We start from the raw sequence: 15,908 nt of genomic DNA on the forward strand, positions 1-15,908 counted from the left end.
ATGCGTGTCGCGGTCGGTGGGCTCGTGCTATCCGTGTTTCAGCCAACATGTGACAATTTTGCCAAGCGCGACCTCAGCCGTCAAATCGCTGTGCAACACAGCTCTTTACGGATGCCATAGGGGCTGGAAGTCCTTCTGCGCTTGACGCGCCGGCGGCCTTAAATCGGCGTGCGCTCGGCGATGTCATGAAAACGCCGCCGCAGGGTGGCGGCAACGCTGCCCGGGGCGCCGTTGGCCACCGTCTCACCATCGACACTCACCACCGGGCAGAGAATCGCGCCGGCCGAGGTCAGAAACACTTCGCGGGCCGCCTTCATCTCAGCCACGGTGAAGCGTCGCTCCACCACCGGCACGCCTTCGGCGGCGGCAACCTCCATCAGCACCGAACGGGTGATGCCTCGCAGAATGCCCCGCTCAGCCGGACGGGTGACCAGCCGGCCCTCCCCGTCGACCAGCCAGACATTGGCGGACGAGCCTTCGGTGACGAAGCCGTCGGCATCGACGAACACCGCCTCGAAAGCGCCAGCCTCGCGCGCCGCTTGCTTGGCGAGCGCATTGGGCAGCAAACCAACCGTCTTGATGTCCACACGCTCCCAGCGATTGTCGGGAAGGGTGATGACCGGCACGCCCTTCTCGTAGCGAAGCGCGGCGGCGGCAACATCCAGCGACTTGGCCGTTGCGGTAAATGTCGGATTCACACCCGTCGGAAAGGCGTGGTCGCGCGGCGCGGCGCCGCGGGAAATCTGCCAGTAGACATAGCCGTTTTCGACCCGGTTGCGGCGGGCGACCTCCCGCAACACGTGGGTCATCGCCGCCCGGCTCATCGGGCTGACGATCCTCAGTTCGGCCAGCGAACGGTCGAGCCGGTCGAGATGGCGGCGAAGATCGATGATGGCGCCGTCCTTGATCTGGCAGGCCTCATAGACCGCATCGGCGAACTGGTTGCCGCGATCCTCGACGCTGACGACCGCCTCCCTCGAGGGAACATAGCGTCCGTTGACGTAGGTAATGCGGGACATGGCCGGCTCTCCACAGCAATAAGGCAGGCGGTTCTAAGGTCACTCGAGCTCGACGATCCGTCCCTCGTCGAGGGTGATGCGCCGGTCCATGCGTTCGGCCAGCGCCATGTTGTGCGTGGCGATGATGGCGGCAAGGCCGGTGGCCCTGACCAGCGCGGCCAGTGCATCGAACACGTAATGGGAGGTCTTCGGATCGAGGTTGCCGGTCGGCTCGTCGGCGAGCAGCACCTTGGGCGCATTGGCAACCGCGCGGGCGATAGCGACGCGTTGCCGCTCACCACCGGAGAGCTGCGAGGGCAGATGCGTTCCCCGCTTCTCAAGCCGCATGTAGGCAAGAAGGTCCTTGCCGCGCTTGGCGGCCTCCTTCTTGTCGAGACCAGCAATCATCTGGGGGATCATCAGGTTCTCGAGCGCGGTGAACTCCGGCAGGAGGTGATGAAACTGATAGACGAAGCCGATCTCGGTGCGGCGCAGCCGCGTGCGAACGGCATCATCGAGCTTGCCACAGGCCTTGCCACCGATGACCACATCGCCGGCATCCGGTTTCTCCAGAAGCCCCGTGATGTGCAGAAGCGTCGATTTGCCGGCGCCGGAAGGAGCGACCAGCGCCGTCAGTTCGCCGGCGAACAGGTTGAAATCGCAGCCACGCAGGATCGGCAGCGTACCGGTGCCTTCCTTATAGGACTTCTCGATACCGACCAGCTTCAGGACCGGATCTTCGACGCCGGTGATGAGGGTTTCCATGGCCGGCATCACTCGTACCTCAGCGCGTCGACGGGATCGAGACGGGCCGCCTTCCAGGCGGGATAGATGGTAGCGACGAAGGACAGCACCAGCGCCATGATCAGCACGCTGACCGTCTCGTGCATCTGCATGTCGGCCGGAAGCTGGCTGAGGTAGTAAAGCTCCGGCGAGAACAGCTCGGTCGACGTCAGCCAGGATACGAACTGCCGGATCTTCTCGACGTTGAGGCAAACGAGCAGGCCAAGTCCGAAGCCGGCGATCGTGCCGGCAACGCCGATCGCCGAGCCGGTAATCAGGAAGATGCGCAGGATGGAGCCACGGCTGGCGCCCATCGTGCGGAGAATGGCAATGTCGTGGCTCTTGTCCTTGACCAGCATGGTCATGCCGGAGACGATGTTGAGCGCCGCCACCAGCACGATCAGCGTCAGGATCATGAACATCACGTTGCGCTCGACTTCGAGCGCCGAGAAGAAGGTGACGTTACGCTGCCGCCAGTCGGTGATCATCACCGGTCGCCCGGCATCGACGGTCAGCTTGTCCTTGATCGTGCCGATGTCGTCGGGATTGTTCAGGAAGACGTCGATGGCGGTGACCTTGTCCTCCATCATGAAGAACTTCTGCGCCTCGGCGATCGGCATGAACACGAAGGTGCCATCGTATTCGCTCATGCCGATCTTGAAGATGGCGGCGACCGGATAGGCCTTGACGCGCGGCGTCGTGCCGAGAGCCGTCACATTACCCTTGGGGCTGACCAGCGTCACCTTATCGCCGACCGTCACGCCGAGGCTCTCGGCGAGCCGCTGACCGATGGCGATGCCGACGCCTTCGTCGAACTTGTCGAAGGAGCCGATCTGCACCGTATTGTAGACGAGCGGCAATTTCTGAAGGTCGGCGCTGCGCACGCCGCGCACCAGCACGCCAAATGCGCCTGATGGCCCCGAGGCCAGCACCTGTCCTTCGACGAAGGGCATGGCAATCTTGACGCCCTCGACGCCGGCCAGGCGATCGGCAACAGAAACATAGTCGGTGAGCGGGCTATCGATCGGCTGAACCACGGCATGGCCGTTGATGCCGAGGATCTTGTCCATCAACTGACCGCGGAAGCCATTCATCACTGCCATGACGATGATCAGCGTGGCGACGCCCAGCATGATGCCGACGAAAGAGAAGCCGGCAATCACCGAAATGAAGGCTTCCTTGCGGCGAGACCTCAGATAACGACCGGCCAGTTTCCATTCGAAGGGAGCGAAGGGTCGCCCCGCTTTCGCCTCGCTCATCCAAAGACCTCCAAACGCCGGCCAACCACAGGAATTCCGCACCATGGCCGCGTCGATCGGTGGCCGACTCGCGGACGCCACCGGCGGCGACATGTGAGACTAGCAAATTCCGCCCGCCGGCAAGCTGTTGTTTCCGCGTTTTCCAGACGGAATCGAACAGCCGCAAGGGGCGGCACATAACCGCCCCTCTTCAGCGACAATCAGGCCTTTTCTGTGACGCGGGCGATAGCCGATTCCAGCGACACCAGTTCCTTGTCGCCGGTGGAGCGGCGCTTCAGCTCGACCACCCCGTCAGCAAGCCCCTTCGGGCCGATGATGATCTGCCAAGGCAGACCGATCAGATCCATCGACGCGAACTTGGCGCCAGGGCGGGCAGCCGTATCGTCGTAGAGCGGATCCTTGCCGGCAGCGGCGAGCTTGGCATAGGCGTCCTCGCAGGCTGCGCTGACAGCCGCGTCATCGGGCCTGAGGCTGACGATACCGGCACCGAACGGCGTGACGCTCTCCGGCCAGATAATGCCGGTGTCATCGTGGCTCGCTTCGATGATGGCGCCGATCAGACGCGATACGCCGATGCCATAAGAGCCCATGATCACCGGCTGTTCGCTGCCGTCGGGCATGGCCACCTTGGCGCCCATCGGCTCGGAGTACTTGGTGCCGAAGGAGAAGATGTGCCCAACCTCGATGCCACGCGCCGACACGCGCCGCTCCTCGGGCAGCGCAGCGAAGGCCGCCTCGTCGTGCATCTCATCGGTGGCGGCGTAGCGACTGGTGAACATGTCGACGATCGGCGACAGATCACCGCCGAAGTCGACGTCTTCGCCCGGCACCGGCAGGTCGAGGAGATCCTTGTCGCAGAACACGGCGCTCTCACCGGTCGAGGCGAGAATAATGAACTCATGGCTGAGCTTGCCGCCGATCGGGCCCGTATCGGCTCGCATCGGAATGGCAGTGAGGCCAAGCCGCTTGTAGGTCCTGAGATAGGCGACGAACATCTTGTGATAGGCGCGCAGCGCACCGGCCTGATCGACGTCGAAGGAATAGGCGTCCTTCATCAGGAATTCGCGGCCGCGCATCACACCGAAGCGCGGACGCACTTCGTCACGGAACTTCCACTGAATATTGTAGAGATTGAGCGGCAGGTCGCGATAGGAGCGGACGTAGGTGCGGAAAATGTCGGTGACGACTTCTTCAGCCGTCGGACCATAGAGCATCTCGCGCTCGTGGCGGTCGACGATGCGCAGCATCTCCTTGCCATAGGCATCGTAACGGCCGCTTTCGCGCCAGAGATCTGCCGGCTGGATGGACGGCATCAGAATCTCGACGGCGCCGGAGCGGTCCTGTTCCTCGCGAACGATCGCTTCGATCTTCTTCAAAACCTTGAGGCCGAGCGGCAGCCAGGAATAGATGCCGGCGTTTTGCTGGCGCATCATACCGGCGCGCAGCATCAGGCGATGCGAGACGATCTCCGCCTCCTTAGGCGCCTCTTTGAGAATGGGCAGGAAATACCGGCTGAGACGCATGGAATCCTCTCGCGCGTTGGGATGAGCGCGCTACTCAAAGCGCATCGACCTTGAAAAAACAAGATCGATCGGTCACCGACAGGCCGAAAGCAACGCCCTGCCCAGCGAATGGCTATGACTTTAGTCTATGAGGCAAACCACAGATGCCGCACCAATTAGGAACCACTCCAGAAGCCATTTCTAACCTGTTGAAAGGACGATATTTTCAGATTTAATTCGCAAGGCGTACGAACCAATTGGCCCATGCTGAACAAGCATGCAGCCTATGCACAAATGGATGACAAACCAAAAATCGCAGTGTATGGTACCCGCCATAAATAAGGACGGCACGGCCAAAAGACGCAACGCCTCAGTAAATGAGGCCGTCAAAATAGGCAAAAATAGAATGCCTTCCAGTTTATCGCGGTCTGAGTCTTGGGAGGGAAAACCCATATAGGCGCGGAAACGCTGCCGCCAGCGGATGGATTGGGAGGTCTTTCTATCTGTAGGCTTTATGGGCTGACACGCGGAACTAAAAGCAGGGCTTCGGCCCTGCTTTTTTATTTACTGCTGTCGATAGTCTTGTTTTTGTTTTTCGCGCTCGTCTCCCAGCGATCATGAAAACACCGTTCAACAAACCACCGCTACCGTTCATCCGCAGAACCCCTTATCCTGTCAGGCAACAGGAAAGGACAAGCTATGAGCATTCCCGGTAAGGGCGGCAACGACCGCATCGAGGAGATCATTCTTCCCAATGTTCGTGATCTCGGTGGCTTCAAGGTGCGCCGCGCCCTGCCATCGGTCCAGCGCCGTATGGTCGGTCCGTTCATCTTCTTTGATCAGATGGGACCGGTGATGTTCGGAGCCGGCGAGGCGGAGGACGTGCGGCCGCATCCGCATATCGGCCTGTCGACGCTGACCTACCTGTTCGACGGCGAGATGATCCACCGCGACAGCGCCGGCCATAAGGAGACGATCCGGGCCGGCGAGGTCAACTGGATGACGGCCGGCAACGGCATCGTCCATTCCGAGCGTTTTCCGACAGCAGTGCATACCGCCGGCGGCAGCCTGTTCGGCACGCAGATCTGGGTGGCACTCCCTAGGGACAGCGAGGAAATCGCCCCTCTGTTCAGCCACCACGACAAGGCAGTCCTGCCCACCTTCTCCGACACGGGCGTGCGAATGACGCTGGTGGCCGGCGATGGTTTCGGCACTCGCTCACCGGTGCCTGTCTATTCCGATCTCATGTATGCGGACGTTCATCTCGAGGCCGGCGCACGGTTCAAGGTGCCAGCCGACCATATCGAGCGTGCCGCCTATGTCATCAGTGGCGGAGTCGGCATCGAGGGGCAGGACGGCGTGTTCCCGCCGAACCAGCTCGTCGTTTTCAAACCAGGGATCGAGGTGATCCTGGCCGCCACAGAGCCGACACGCCTCGTGCTGATCGGCGGCGAGCCGTTCCCCGAGAAGCGCCACATCTACTGGAACTTCGTTTCGTCGTCCAAAGAGCGCATCGAAGCTGCCAAGGCCGACTGGCGCGCCCGTCGCTTCCCGGAAATTGCCGGTGAGACGGAATTCATCCCACTGCCACCCGATCCGCCCGGACTGAAGATCAGGGACTGACGGCAGCAGCTTCCCAAGCTGAATACAGAAACGAAAAGGGCGGCGCCTTTGGCACCGCCCTTTCCATATTGCAATCCGAAACTCGATCAGCGCTTCGAGAACTGGAAGCTCCGGCGCGCCTTGCGCTTGCCGTACTTCTTGCGCTCGACGACGCGGCTGTCGCGGGTCAGGAAGCCGAGCTTCTTGAGCACGCCACGCAGGCCCGGCTCGTAGTAGGTGAGAGCCTTGGAGATGCCGTGACGCAGCGCACCGGCCTGGCCGGAGAGACCGCCGCCGGCGACGGTGGCGATAACGTCGAACTGGCCGTCACGCGCCGCGGCGTAGATCGGCTGTTGGACGATCATCTGAAGCACCGGACGACCGAAGTAAGCGTTGAACTCCTTGTCGTTCACGATGATCTTGCCGGAACCCGGCTTGATCCAGACGCGTGCGATGGCGTTCTTGCGCTTGCCGGTGGCATAGGCGCGGCCGAACTTATCGAGCTTCTGGACGTGCACCGGGGCCTCGGCCACCTGAGCGACGTCGGCAGTGCCGAGTTCAGCGAGGGAGGAGAGCTCAGCCATGGATCAAGGCCTCGTGTTCATCTTGTTCATCGACTTGACGTCGAGGACTTCCGGCTGCTGGGCGGCATGGGGATGCTCGGCACCGGCATAGACGCGGAGGTTGGAAAGCTGGCGACGGCCGAGCGGACCCTCAGGGATCATGCGCTCAACAGCCTTCTCGAGCACGCGCTCCGGGAAGCGGCCCTCGAGGATCTGGCGCGCCTTGCGCTCCTTGATGCCGCCGATGTAGCCGGTGTGCCAGTAGTAGGTCTTGTCAGTGTACTTGCGGCCGGTCAGCACCACCTTGCCCGCGTTGATGACGATGACATTGTCGCCATCATCCATGTGCGGGGTGTAGGTGGCCTTGTGCTTTCCGCGGAGGCGCATCGCGATTACAGTCGCGAGGCGGCCGACCACGAGGCCTTCGGCGTCGATCAAGACCCACTTCTTCTCGATGTTCGCCGGCTTCGCCGTATAGGTCGTCATGGGCGTTACCGTCTTCCGGTTGGGCCGCCCGGAAAGGCGGCCGGTTCGTCTCAGCTTCCGCACCGTTACCGATGCGAAAGGGCGGCTCCCGTTGCCGGGCGCCGCCGTCGTGCCTTCCAATATGGAAATGCCGTCCGTTTGTCAAGCAGAACGGACGGCACTCAAACCATATGTATCAATGGGTTAGATTATGCGGTATCATGGTACCGCACGATTTTGACCGTCTAGACGAAGCCGAGAAGCGCCTTGACGTCGGCGATATCGGTCGGCTTGCCATAGTCGATTACGCCTTCGGCCGGCGCGATGCGGCGGATCAGGCCGGACAGCACCTTGCCGGCACCCACTTCGACAAACTTGTCGACGCCAGCGCCGGCCATGGCCGACACGCTCTCGCGCCAGCGAACGGTGCCGGTCACCTGCGCGACGAGCTGATTGCGAATGGCCTCGGGATCGGACGTGGGGGCGGCAGTGACGTTGGCGAAGATCGGCACGATCGGGGCAACGATGGTCGCCTTGGCGAGTGCCTCGGCCATCGCCTCGGCAGCCGGCTGCATCAACTGGCAATGGAAGGGAGCGGACACGTTGAGCAGCATGGCGCGCTTGGCGCCTTTAGCCTTGGCAATGTCGACGGCACGGATGACAGCCAGCTTGGTGCCCGACACCACAACCTGACCGGGGGCGTTGTCGTTGGCCGCCTCGCAGACATCGCCTTGAGCGGCTTCCTTGGCAACAGCCACCGCCGTCTCGAAGTCGAGACCGAGCAGAGCCGCCATGGCGCCCTCGCCTACCGGTACCGCCTTCTGCATGGCGTTGCCGCGCGTCCGCAGCAGGCGCGCGGCGTCGGTCACGGTCAGCGCGCCGGCGGCGGCCAGCGCCGAGTATTCGCCCAGGGAATGACCGGCGACGAACGCAGCATGCTGCTTGATGGTGATACCTTCGGCCTCCAAGGCGCGGAGAGCGGCCAGGCTGACGGCCATCAGCGCCGGCTGGGTATTGGCGGTCAGCGTCAGTTGATCCTCAGGACCGTTGAAGATGATGTCGGACAGCTTCTCGCCGAGAGCCTCGTCCACTTCTTCGAACACCGCCCGCGCGGTGGCATAATGATCGGCGAGGGCCTTGCCCATGCCGATGGCCTGACTGCCCTGACCGGGAAACACGAAGGCGTTGGTCATCTGTTGGCTTTCCTCAATGGCTTTCGGCCGGACACGACCATCTGGCCGCCCAAGAGTCAAGGCCGCGCCGCCTGCATCCGGGGAAATGCGGGCTTACGGACGGCGTGGCAGAAACGCCCCGACGGCAATGACCAACCAACCCAGCATCAGCGCGATGCCACCCGAGGGCGCCGCCAGCGGAAACAGGCTCCTCGCCATCGCCGCCTTGAAGATCAGATCACCGGAAAACATGAGGCAGCCAGCGACAAACAGCAGGGCCGAGAGGCTCCGCAGTCGCTGTCCATCGGCATTGGCGAGCGCCAGCAACGCGGCTGCGTGAAAGAGCAGTATGTTTCCCGCGACGTCGAGGTTAGCGCCGGTGACGGCGTGCGCACCGACAGCCAATGTCGCCACACCGACCGCTCCGGCAATTCCCGCGGACAATCCGATCAATCGATGGGCGGACATCTTGCTATCCTCTGATGGAGCGAATTTGACATCTGAATCCCAGTCGACATCAAGTGTCGGAGCCGAACCGTGCACGAGCCTCTGGCTTCCGCGCCACTCAGCTAATAACGGTGTCATTCCGTGTCTACCCGTCAATAAGCAGAAAGCGACGTCATGCTCATTACGGTCACCGATCCGGCTGACCCACGCCTCGCTCCGTTCATGAACATCCGGGATCGCGATCTTCGGCAGGCCCATGGCGACGCCTTCATCACCGAAGGCGAGAGCGTGCTCACCGTTTTCCTTTCGGAGGGATCGCGCTTTCGGCCGGAAGCGTTGCTGGTGGCGCGCAACCGGATCGACACGGCGCTCGCCTGGTCGCCGCCTGACGACCTGCCGATCTTCGTTGCCGAGCAGGGGGTGATGGACGCCATCGTCGGCTTTCCGATCCATCGCGGCCTCCTGGGCTTGGGGAGGCGCGCGCCCTCGCCTGCTCTCTCCACCTTGCTCGCCGACCGCCCCCGTGTCGTGGTCGGTCTGGTTGGTATTGCCAACCACGACAATATGGGCGGCATCTTTCGCAACGCTGCCGCCTTCGGTGCCGGCGCGATGGTACTCGATGCCACCTCGTGCGATCCCCTTTATCGCAAGGCAATCCGCGTGTCGGTGGGGGGTGTGCTGAGGGTGCCGTTCACGCGGCTCGATGCCGGCGCGAGTGTGGCATCCGCTCTGTCAGGCGAAGGCTATCGCGTGCTCGCGCTATCGCCACACGGGACCATGCGGCTCGACGAGGTGCCCACCGACCGGCCGTTGGCCCTGCTTCTGGGAACGGAGGGACCGGGGCTGCCAAACTCTGAAATGGCGAGCGCCGAGACGGTGCGCATCGATATGGCCGGCGGTTTCGACAGTCTCAATGTGGCGACCACCAGCGGCATCGCGCTTTACGAGCTGACGCGCAGACGGATAGGCGCCTGTTGACAATGCCCCCTCCCCGCCTCTGTAGGCTGGGGAGGGGTGATCATGGTTTCGATGTTGTCAGCCGCCGGAAATGACCGTGGCCGTGTTGCGCCAGGACCGCGCCGCCGTCGGCTCACCCAGTGCTTTTTCACGGGCAAACAAAGCGGCTTCACGCTGCGCGATATAGTCGCGCGTGATGGGGACGACGTCGTTCCGATGCGTCAGCTGGAACTGGTAGACCACCACGTCGAGGAAGCGGAACGCCGCCTCGCACAGAGCGAGATAGCACTCCCACATCCGGCAGAAACGCTCGTCATAAAGCGCCAGCGCCTTGTCGCGTCGGGCCATGAATCGCGCTCGCCATTCGCGGAGCGTATCGGCGTAATGATGCCGCAGCACCTCGACGTCGGCCATCATCAGGCCGGCCTTCTCGACGGCGGTTGCCACTTCCGACAGGGCCGGCAGGTAGCCGCCGGGGAAGATGTATTTGGTGATCCAGCCGTTGGTGGGGCCAGGCGTCGACGTATGGCCGATGGTGTGCAGCATGAAGACGCCGTCTTCGGCGAGAAGATCGGCCGCCTTCCGGAAGTAGGTGTCGTAGTTCTCGCGGCCGACGTGCTCGAACATGCCGACCGAGATGATCCGGTCGAACGTGCCGCGCGTGTTGCGATAGTCCTGCAGTTCGAACTTCACATGGTCGTAGCCCTTGTCGGCAGCGCGCTTTCTCGCGACGGCAAGCTGCTCGTCGGACAGGGTCACGCCCTTGACGCACCGGGCCTCGCCTACCTCTGCGAGATAGAGACCAAGCCCGCCCCAGCCGGAGCCTATGTCGAGCACGCTCATGCCGGGATCGATCAGCAGCTTGGCGGCGAGATGCCGGCACTTGGCGCGTTGCGCCTCTTCCAGCGTCATGTCCGGCGCCGCAAAATAGGCGCAGGAATATTGCCGATCGGCATCCAGGAACAGTTCGTAGAAGGCGGCGTTCAGATCGTAGTGATGGACGACATTGCGCCGCGACCGCAGCACGGTATTGCGCCCGAATAAGGAGTGCCTGAATTTGCGGGCCATCAGCAACAGCTTGCGGCCGGTAAAGCTACGCATACCGGTGCCGTGCTGCAGCAACAGTTCAACCGCCTCGTAGAGCGTACCCTCGACGACGTCGATCCGGCCGTCCATGTAAAGCTCGCCGAACCGCACTTCCGGATCTCTGATCAGCTCGCCCGCCACCTTCCGGTCAGCGATGCGGATCACGATGCGCTTGCCGCTACCGTCGCCGAATGTCCATCGCGTTCCATTATAAAGCTCGAGTTCGAGCGAACCGCGCGTCACCAGCTTGTTCAGCAGGCCGCGGAGAATATTTTCCGCCCAGACCATCGCATGGTTCCCCATATGATCGCGACGACATCGGTTTGCGGTGTTCAAACGGGCCGAAATAACGAGGCCAAATCAGATATGTCCGATGGCGCCAACTGGAATTTACAACTGGGCCGTAGAGGATCGTCGCAACAACAATAAAGTCCGGTCCGGAGCCGGGTCCGTAAAGAACGGACGGCGGCCCCTGTCGGCGGCCCGTTCATAAATATGTCCCAAACCGAAAAAGGTTCCAGAAAAATGGTGGTCGACATTGGCGACAGTCGATCACGACTGCGCGACCCATCGATATTTTAGATCAATAATCCCCATCACAATAGATCGATCGGGCTGGATACCGGCCGTCAAACGTTGATCGGGGTTGTCTTGCTAGCCATCCGAATGCTTGAGGGCCAACTGCTCGGGGACGGGAAGTCCTCGCTCGGTGAATAGTCGTATCACGCCGGCTGGCATGGCGCGGCACGGACAATTGGCTGTATGCCCCGTGTGCCAGGCCATGCGCTGTTCGGGTGTTGGGTTCTTTGGCATGGGGTTGGCCTCGTGCCATTGCCGATTGAGTTTGCTCATGCCCCCTCCCGTTCTCGGTTCACAGAGTCTTTCCGCCGCTGCTGCGACAGGATGAGTCAGCAGAGAACAGCATCGGTAATGGGACGGATCCGGTTCCTCAAAGCGGAACGGCCCCCGTTTCCGGGGGCCGTCCTTCATGGAGTCAGAAGATAGCTGCGGCTTGGCGCAAGCTTATCAGTCCTTGATTTCCCACACGTCGGGCGAACGCTCGAGACGGGCTGTGAACAGCTGACGCTCAAGCTCCACTTCCTTGGGAAGATGGGAGCCAAACTGGGCGAAGTACTTGCCCTGGTCCTCGGCCTCGGCAAGCGCCTTGGTCTTGGTAACCTTGAGGATGGCATCATACTTGGCCTTGGTGAAGTCGAGGCCCTTCATGTTGAGGTCATCGTAGCGCGGCACCAGGCCGTAGGGGCACTCGACTGCGTCAGCCTCGCCCTTGACACGGCCGACAATCCACTCGAGGGCGCGCATGTTCTCGCCATAGCCCGGCCAAATGAACTTGCCGTTGTCGTCCTTGCGGAACCAGTTGACGCGGAAGATGCCCGGCGCCTTCGGCAGGTTGCGGCCCATGTGGAGCCAGTGCGCCCAGTAGTCGCCCATGTTGTAGCCGCAGAAAGGCAACATGGCGAAGGGATCGCGACGCATGCCGGTACCCTCGGCCGCAGCCGTCTGCTCGGAGCCCATGGTAGCGGCGAGATAGACGCCGTGGCTCCAGCTGAAGGACTGCATGACCAGCGGGAAGGCGGTGGCAACGCGGCCGCCAACGATAAAGGCCGAGATCGGCACGCCGGCGGGATTCTCCCAGTCCGGATCGATCGACGGCACCTGGCTCGCCGGAGCGGTGAAGCGGCTGTTCGGGTGAGCGGCGGGACGGCCACAACCCGGAGTCCAGTCCTGACCGGTCCAGTCGATGAGATGGGCCGGAGCGTCGTCCGTCATGCCTTCCCACCACACGTCACCGTCGTCGGTCAGCGCAACGTTGGTGAAGATGGAGTTGGCATGCAGCGTGCGCAGCGCGTTCGGGTTCGACACTTCATTGGTGCCGGGGGCAACGCCGAACAGGCCGTTCTCCGGATTGATGGCGCGCAGCTCGCCGTCGGCATTCGGCTTCACCCAGGCAATGTCATCGCCGATGGTGGTGATTTCCCAGCCCGCATAGGCCTTGGGCGGGATGATCATGGCGAAGTTGGTCTTGCCGCAGGCCGACGGGAAGGCGGCGGCGACATAGGCCTTCTCACCCTTGGGGTTCTTGACGCCGAGGATGAGCATGTGCTCGGCCAGCCAGCCCTCATCGCGGGCCATGACCGAAGCGATGCGGAGCGCCAGACACTTCTTGCCGAGCAGGGCGTTGCCACCGTAACCCGAACCGAAGGACATGATCTCGCGGGTGTCGGGGAAGTGGACGATGTACTTGGTGTCGTTGCAGGGCCAGGCGACGTCCTTCTGGCCGGGCTGCAGCGGAGCGCCGACGGAGTGGATGCACGGCACGAAATCGTCGTTGCCGAGCACGTCGAGCACCTTCGTACCCATGCGGGTCATGATGCGCATGTGGACGGCCACGTAGGCGCTGTCGGAGAGCTCAACGCCGATCTGGGCGATCTTCGAGCCAAGCGGACCCATGGAGAAGGGGATCACGTACATGGTACGGCCCTTCATGCAGCCCTTGAACAGGCCCTTCATGGTGGCGCGCATCTCGGTCGGATCGGCCCAGTTGTTGGTCGGACCGGCTTCTTCCTTGGTCTTGGCGCAAATGAAGGTGCGGCTCTCGACGCGAGCAACGTCCGACGGATTGGAACGGGCAAGGAAGCTGTTCGGACGCTTCTTGGGGTTCAGGCGGGTGAAGGTGCCACCGTCAACCAGCTCCTGGCAGAGACGATCGTATTCTTCCTGCGAACCATCGCACCAGTAGATGCGGTCCGGGGTCGTCAGCTTGGCGACTTCATCGACCCAGGCAATCAGCTTGGCATTCTTGGTAGGAGCTTGTGACATCAGCTTTCTCCGATGGACATATCGCCGCCCGTTCCGGTCTCATTTGCAAGAGAGGACTTATGAGACGATGCGCCGACAGGGGTGGTTAAGGTTCGCAGCCTGAAGAAAGAGACGTCTGCCTTGGTGGCTACACCATAAAAGAGCATCGCGGGAAACCATACGGCCCCCATCAGACAACCCCATGACAGTCAACTCTCCTACCAGTCTCTCCAACGCTCGGCACCCATAACCGAGCGGCCCGGATTAGCGTTCCTGAAAAAGACAATACCGACTGAAGTATGAGGGATCAATCGTTGTAAGACCGTACGAGGGGACCGAGGGACCCGTAGAATTTATTGAACATACAGGGAACAAATTACCCCTCAGCGGCCTCGTCAACTCATCATTTCGGCTAATTTCTGCGCTTTTTCCTGCATCAAACGGTCCGGTTACCAATTCCTCCCAAAGTTCTACGCGCCACTACGTATCGAATACGTAGTTTGTACTAAGAACCATGAAAAAGCATTCCTCCTTTCCGGTATTGCGGGCAATGCGCGGCTCAAAAGGGCCGTTCATCCACATTCAATCGATTACGAATCTGGAGAAAAACGACAGAGAACAGCGCCGGGCAACCGAAGACTCACATGAATCACGCGAGGTCGATGCGACGCGTGATAGCGATAGCCTCCAGAAAGGCCTCGTCATGGCTTACAACCAGAAGTGAGCCGTCGTAAGCGCGCAGACCGGCCTCGACCGTCTCAATCGACTCGATGTCGAGGTGATTGGTGGGCTCGTCGAGAATGACGAGCTGAGGCGGATGGGCGCGCCCGAGCACGCAGGCGAGCCCTGCCCTCAATCGCTCACCGCCCGACAGACTGCCGACCGTTCTGAGCGCCGCGTCGGCCCGGAACTTGAACCGGGCGAGACTGGCGCGACAGGATTCCTCGCTGGCTCCGGGATCGAGGCGGCGGTAGTTGTCGCGGATCGTCTCGGCTTCATCGAGCAGCGAGACGTGCTGGTCGAGAAAGGCAAAGTCGACGTATCGGATCATCGTGCCGGAAGCCGGCGCGAGATCGCCGGTGATCGTTCGAAGCAACGTCGTCTTGCCTGAGCCATTGGGACCGGCGACGGCGATGCGCTCCGGGCCCCTCACCTCCAGCGACAGATCACGAACGACGAGGCTGCCGCCGTAACCGACCGAGATCCGATCGAGTCTCAGCACAAGGCGGTCGGCAACAAGACCGGAGGGCGGCAAGCTGACCGCGAAGGGCACGAGGATTTCCAGCTTGCCGCGTGCCTCGGTCACCGCCGAGGCGGCGTCCGCCAATCGGCGCTCAGCAAGACGCGCGTCGGCGGCGCGTGTTTCCTCGGCTTTCCGCTCGAGACCGCCGGCGACGATCTTCGGCATATCGCCTCTCGCCGCTTTGCGCGCTCCAACTCCGGCACGACGGGCCTGTTTCTCCGCCTGGGCCTGAGCTGCCTGCCGCTCGCCGGTGAGCCGCCGCTCGGCGTCGTCAAGATCATGGTGCGCCGCAGCAAGCTCCACAGCCTTGCGCGCCCGGTAAGCGCTCCAGCCGCCGCCATATCGGGTGGCACCGAGTGAGGTGAGCTCGACGATGGCATCCATGTTTTCAAGGAGGCCGCGATCGTGGCTAATCACCACCGCCCCGCCGCGCCAATTTGCCAGAAGCTCACTCACCGCTCGTCGGCCGTCGCGGTCGAGATTGTTGGTCGGCTCGTCGAGCAGCAGCATGTCCGGCTCATCGAAGGTCAGAGCGGCCAAGGCCGTGCGCGTCATCTCACCGCCCGACAATGTAGCGAGCGGCGTGTTCGGCTGAATGCCCAGATTGAGGCGAGAGAGCGATGCCTCCAGACGCGGCGGCAGCGTCCAGTCGGCAGCGGTCAGTTCAGAGAGGCTCGCCTCGCCCGCCTCGGCTCGGTCGAGCAAGGCGAGTGCTTGCCGAACGCCGAAAAGGTCGGCGACGGTCATGTCGGGCGGAGGCGCAACAATCTGCCGCAAGACTGCCAGACGGCCGCTGATCGTCGCGCTGCCGGAGCGTGGCGACAGATCGCCGGCAATCAGCCGCAGAAGCGTCGATTTGCCGACGCCATTGCGGCCGACAAGACCGGTACGCTCGGCGCCGAAAGCGATATTCAGATTTTCGAAGAGAGAGCGGCCGTCAGGCGTAGAATAGCTGAGACCGGAAAGCGTGATGGAAACGGGCATGAATGCGAGTCCTGATGGCAGGGAAAA

The 15,908-nt window shown here is 62.2% G+C and carries 12 protein-coding genes and 1 pseudogene; 2 read left to right on the forward strand and 11 right to left on the reverse strand.

What is annotated here, in order from left to right; all coding sequences use genetic code 11:
- Nucleotides 1-158: 158 nt before the first annotated feature.
- From G522_RS0115335 to proS, 4 genes are all read right to left on the reverse strand, one after another.
- A complete protein-coding gene (locus tag G522_RS0115335; RefSeq protein WP_026791805.1) occupies nt 159-1,019 on the reverse strand; it encodes a D-amino-acid transaminase in 861 nt (286 codons plus the stop codon).
- 39 nt (nt 1,020-1,058) lie between these two features.
- Nucleotides 1,059-1,763 (reverse strand): ABC transporter ATP-binding protein, encoded by a 705-nt coding sequence (locus tag G522_RS0115340; RefSeq protein ID WP_026791806.1) that lies wholly within the window; start codon nt 1,761-1,763, stop codon nt 1,059-1,061.
- A gap of 8 nt (nt 1,764-1,771) precedes the next feature.
- A complete protein-coding gene (locus G522_RS0115345; RefSeq protein WP_026791807.1) occupies nt 1,772-3,040 on the reverse strand; it encodes a lipoprotein-releasing ABC transporter permease subunit in 1,269 nt (422 codons plus the stop codon).
- 200 nt (nt 3,041-3,240) lie between these two features.
- Nucleotides 3,241-4,563 (reverse strand): proline--tRNA ligase, encoded by a 1,323-nt coding sequence (gene proS, locus G522_RS0115350; protein WP_026791808.1) that lies wholly within the window; start codon nt 4,561-4,563, stop codon nt 3,241-3,243.
- A gap of 678 nt (nt 4,564-5,241) precedes the next feature.
- Between proS and G522_RS0115355 the strand changes: the two genes are divergently transcribed.
- Nucleotides 5,242-6,165, forward strand: coding sequence for a pirin family protein (locus G522_RS0115355; RefSeq protein ID WP_026791809.1), 924 nt, complete (start codon nt 5,242-5,244; stop codon nt 6,163-6,165).
- Nucleotides 6,166-6,251: 86 nt separating this feature from the next.
- Here G522_RS0115355 and rpsI read toward each other — a convergent pair whose 3' ends face one another.
- From rpsI to G522_RS0115375, 4 genes are all read right to left on the reverse strand, one after another.
- Nucleotides 6,252-6,728 carry a 30S ribosomal protein S9 gene (gene rpsI, locus G522_RS0115360; protein WP_036839579.1) on the reverse strand — a complete coding sequence of 159 codons (477 nt, stop codon included), beginning with the start codon at nt 6,726-6,728 and terminating at the stop codon, nt 6,252-6,254.
- Between the two features lie 3 nt (nt 6,729-6,731).
- Entirely contained in the window at nt 6,732-7,193 is a 462-nt protein-coding gene (gene rplM, locus G522_RS0115365; protein WP_026791811.1) for a 50S ribosomal protein L13, read from the reverse strand.
- Between the two features lie 224 nt (nt 7,194-7,417).
- The gene (gene fabD / locus G522_RS0115370) at nt 7,418-8,365 is read right to left on the reverse strand and encodes an ACP S-malonyltransferase (protein ID WP_026791812.1); all 948 of its coding nucleotides are present in this window, start codon (nt 8,363-8,365) and stop codon (nt 7,418-7,420) included.
- Nucleotides 8,366-8,458: 93 nt separating this feature from the next.
- Complete coding sequence (locus G522_RS0115375) at nt 8,459-8,812, reverse strand: DUF423 domain-containing protein (RefSeq protein ID WP_026791813.1); 354 nt, start codon at nt 8,810-8,812, stop codon at nt 8,459-8,461.
- Nucleotides 8,813-8,965: 153 nt separating this feature from the next.
- Here G522_RS0115375 and G522_RS0115380 point away from each other — a divergent pair, with 153 nt between their 5' ends.
- On the forward strand, nt 8,966-9,769 hold the full coding sequence (locus tag G522_RS0115380; RefSeq protein ID WP_026791814.1) for a TrmH family RNA methyltransferase: 804 nt from the start codon (nt 8,966-8,968) through the stop codon (nt 9,767-9,769).
- A 57-nt stretch (nt 9,770-9,826) separates the two neighbouring features.
- Here the strand turns inward: G522_RS0115380 and G522_RS0115385 are convergent, their stop codons facing one another.
- The 3 genes and pseudogenes from G522_RS0115385 to G522_RS0115400 all read right to left on the reverse strand — a co-directional run bounded on the left by G522_RS0115385 (nt 9,827) and on the right by G522_RS0115400 (nt 15,881).
- Nucleotides 9,827-11,122, reverse strand: coding sequence for an SAM-dependent methyltransferase (locus G522_RS0115385; protein ID WP_026791815.1), 1,296 nt, complete (start codon nt 11,120-11,122; stop codon nt 9,827-9,829).
- A 738-nt stretch (nt 11,123-11,860) separates the two neighbouring features.
- Nucleotides 11,861-13,684, reverse strand: a pseudogene (locus G522_RS0115390) (phosphoenolpyruvate carboxykinase (GTP)); the annotation flags it as partial.
- A gap of 619 nt (nt 13,685-14,303) precedes the next feature.
- Nucleotides 14,304-15,881: an ABC-F family ATP-binding cassette domain-containing protein gene (locus G522_RS0115400; protein ID WP_026791817.1), complete on the reverse strand. Its 1,578-nt coding sequence runs from the start codon at nt 15,879-15,881 to the stop codon at nt 14,304-14,306.
- Between the last annotated feature and the right edge of the window lie 27 nt (nt 15,882-15,908).

The sequence above is a fragment of the Pleomorphomonas oryzae DSM 16300 genome, assembly GCF_000422965.1.
In the GTDB taxonomy this organism is placed as follows: Bacteria; Pseudomonadota; Alphaproteobacteria; order Rhizobiales; family Pleomorphomonadaceae; genus Pleomorphomonas; species Pleomorphomonas oryzae.

Excerpts from the sequence above, each read along its gene's own strand:
- G522_RS0115335 (WP_026791805.1), bottom strand. The coding sequence starts at position 1,019 with ATGTCCCGCATTACCTACGTCAACGGACGCTATGTTCCCTCGAGGGAG.
- G522_RS0115340 (WP_026791806.1), bottom strand. The coding sequence starts at position 1,763 with ATGGAAACCCTCATCACCGGCGTCGAAGATCCGGTCCTGAAGCTGGTC.
- G522_RS0115345 (WP_026791807.1), bottom strand. The coding sequence starts at position 3,040 with ATGAGCGAGGCGAAAGCGGGGCGACCCTTCGCTCCCTTCGAATGGAAA.
- proS (WP_026791808.1), bottom strand. The coding sequence starts at position 4,563 with ATGCGTCTCAGCCGGTATTTCCTGCCCATTCTCAAAGAGGCGCCTAAG.
- G522_RS0115355 (WP_026791809.1), top strand. The coding sequence starts at position 5,242 with ATGAGCATTCCCGGTAAGGGCGGCAACGACCGCATCGAGGAGATCATT.
- rpsI (WP_036839579.1), bottom strand. The coding sequence starts at position 6,728 with ATGGCTGAGCTCTCCTCCCTCGCTGAACTCGGCACTGCCGACGTCGCT.
- rplM (WP_026791811.1), bottom strand. The coding sequence starts at position 7,193 with ATGACGACCTATACGGCGAAGCCGGCGAACATCGAGAAGAAGTGGGTC.
- fabD (WP_026791812.1), bottom strand. The coding sequence starts at position 8,365 with ATGACCAACGCCTTCGTGTTTCCCGGTCAGGGCAGTCAGGCCATCGGC.
- G522_RS0115375 (WP_026791813.1), bottom strand. The coding sequence starts at position 8,812 with ATGTCCGCCCATCGATTGATCGGATTGTCCGCGGGAATTGCCGGAGCG.
- G522_RS0115380 (WP_026791814.1), top strand. The coding sequence starts at position 8,966 with ATGCTCATTACGGTCACCGATCCGGCTGACCCACGCCTCGCTCCGTTC.
- G522_RS0115385 (WP_026791815.1), bottom strand. The coding sequence starts at position 11,122 with ATGGTCTGGGCGGAAAATATTCTCCGCGGCCTGCTGAACAAGCTGGTG.
- G522_RS0115400 (WP_026791817.1), bottom strand. The coding sequence starts at position 15,881 with ATGCCCGTTTCCATCACGCTTTCCGGTCTCAGCTATTCTACGCCTGAC.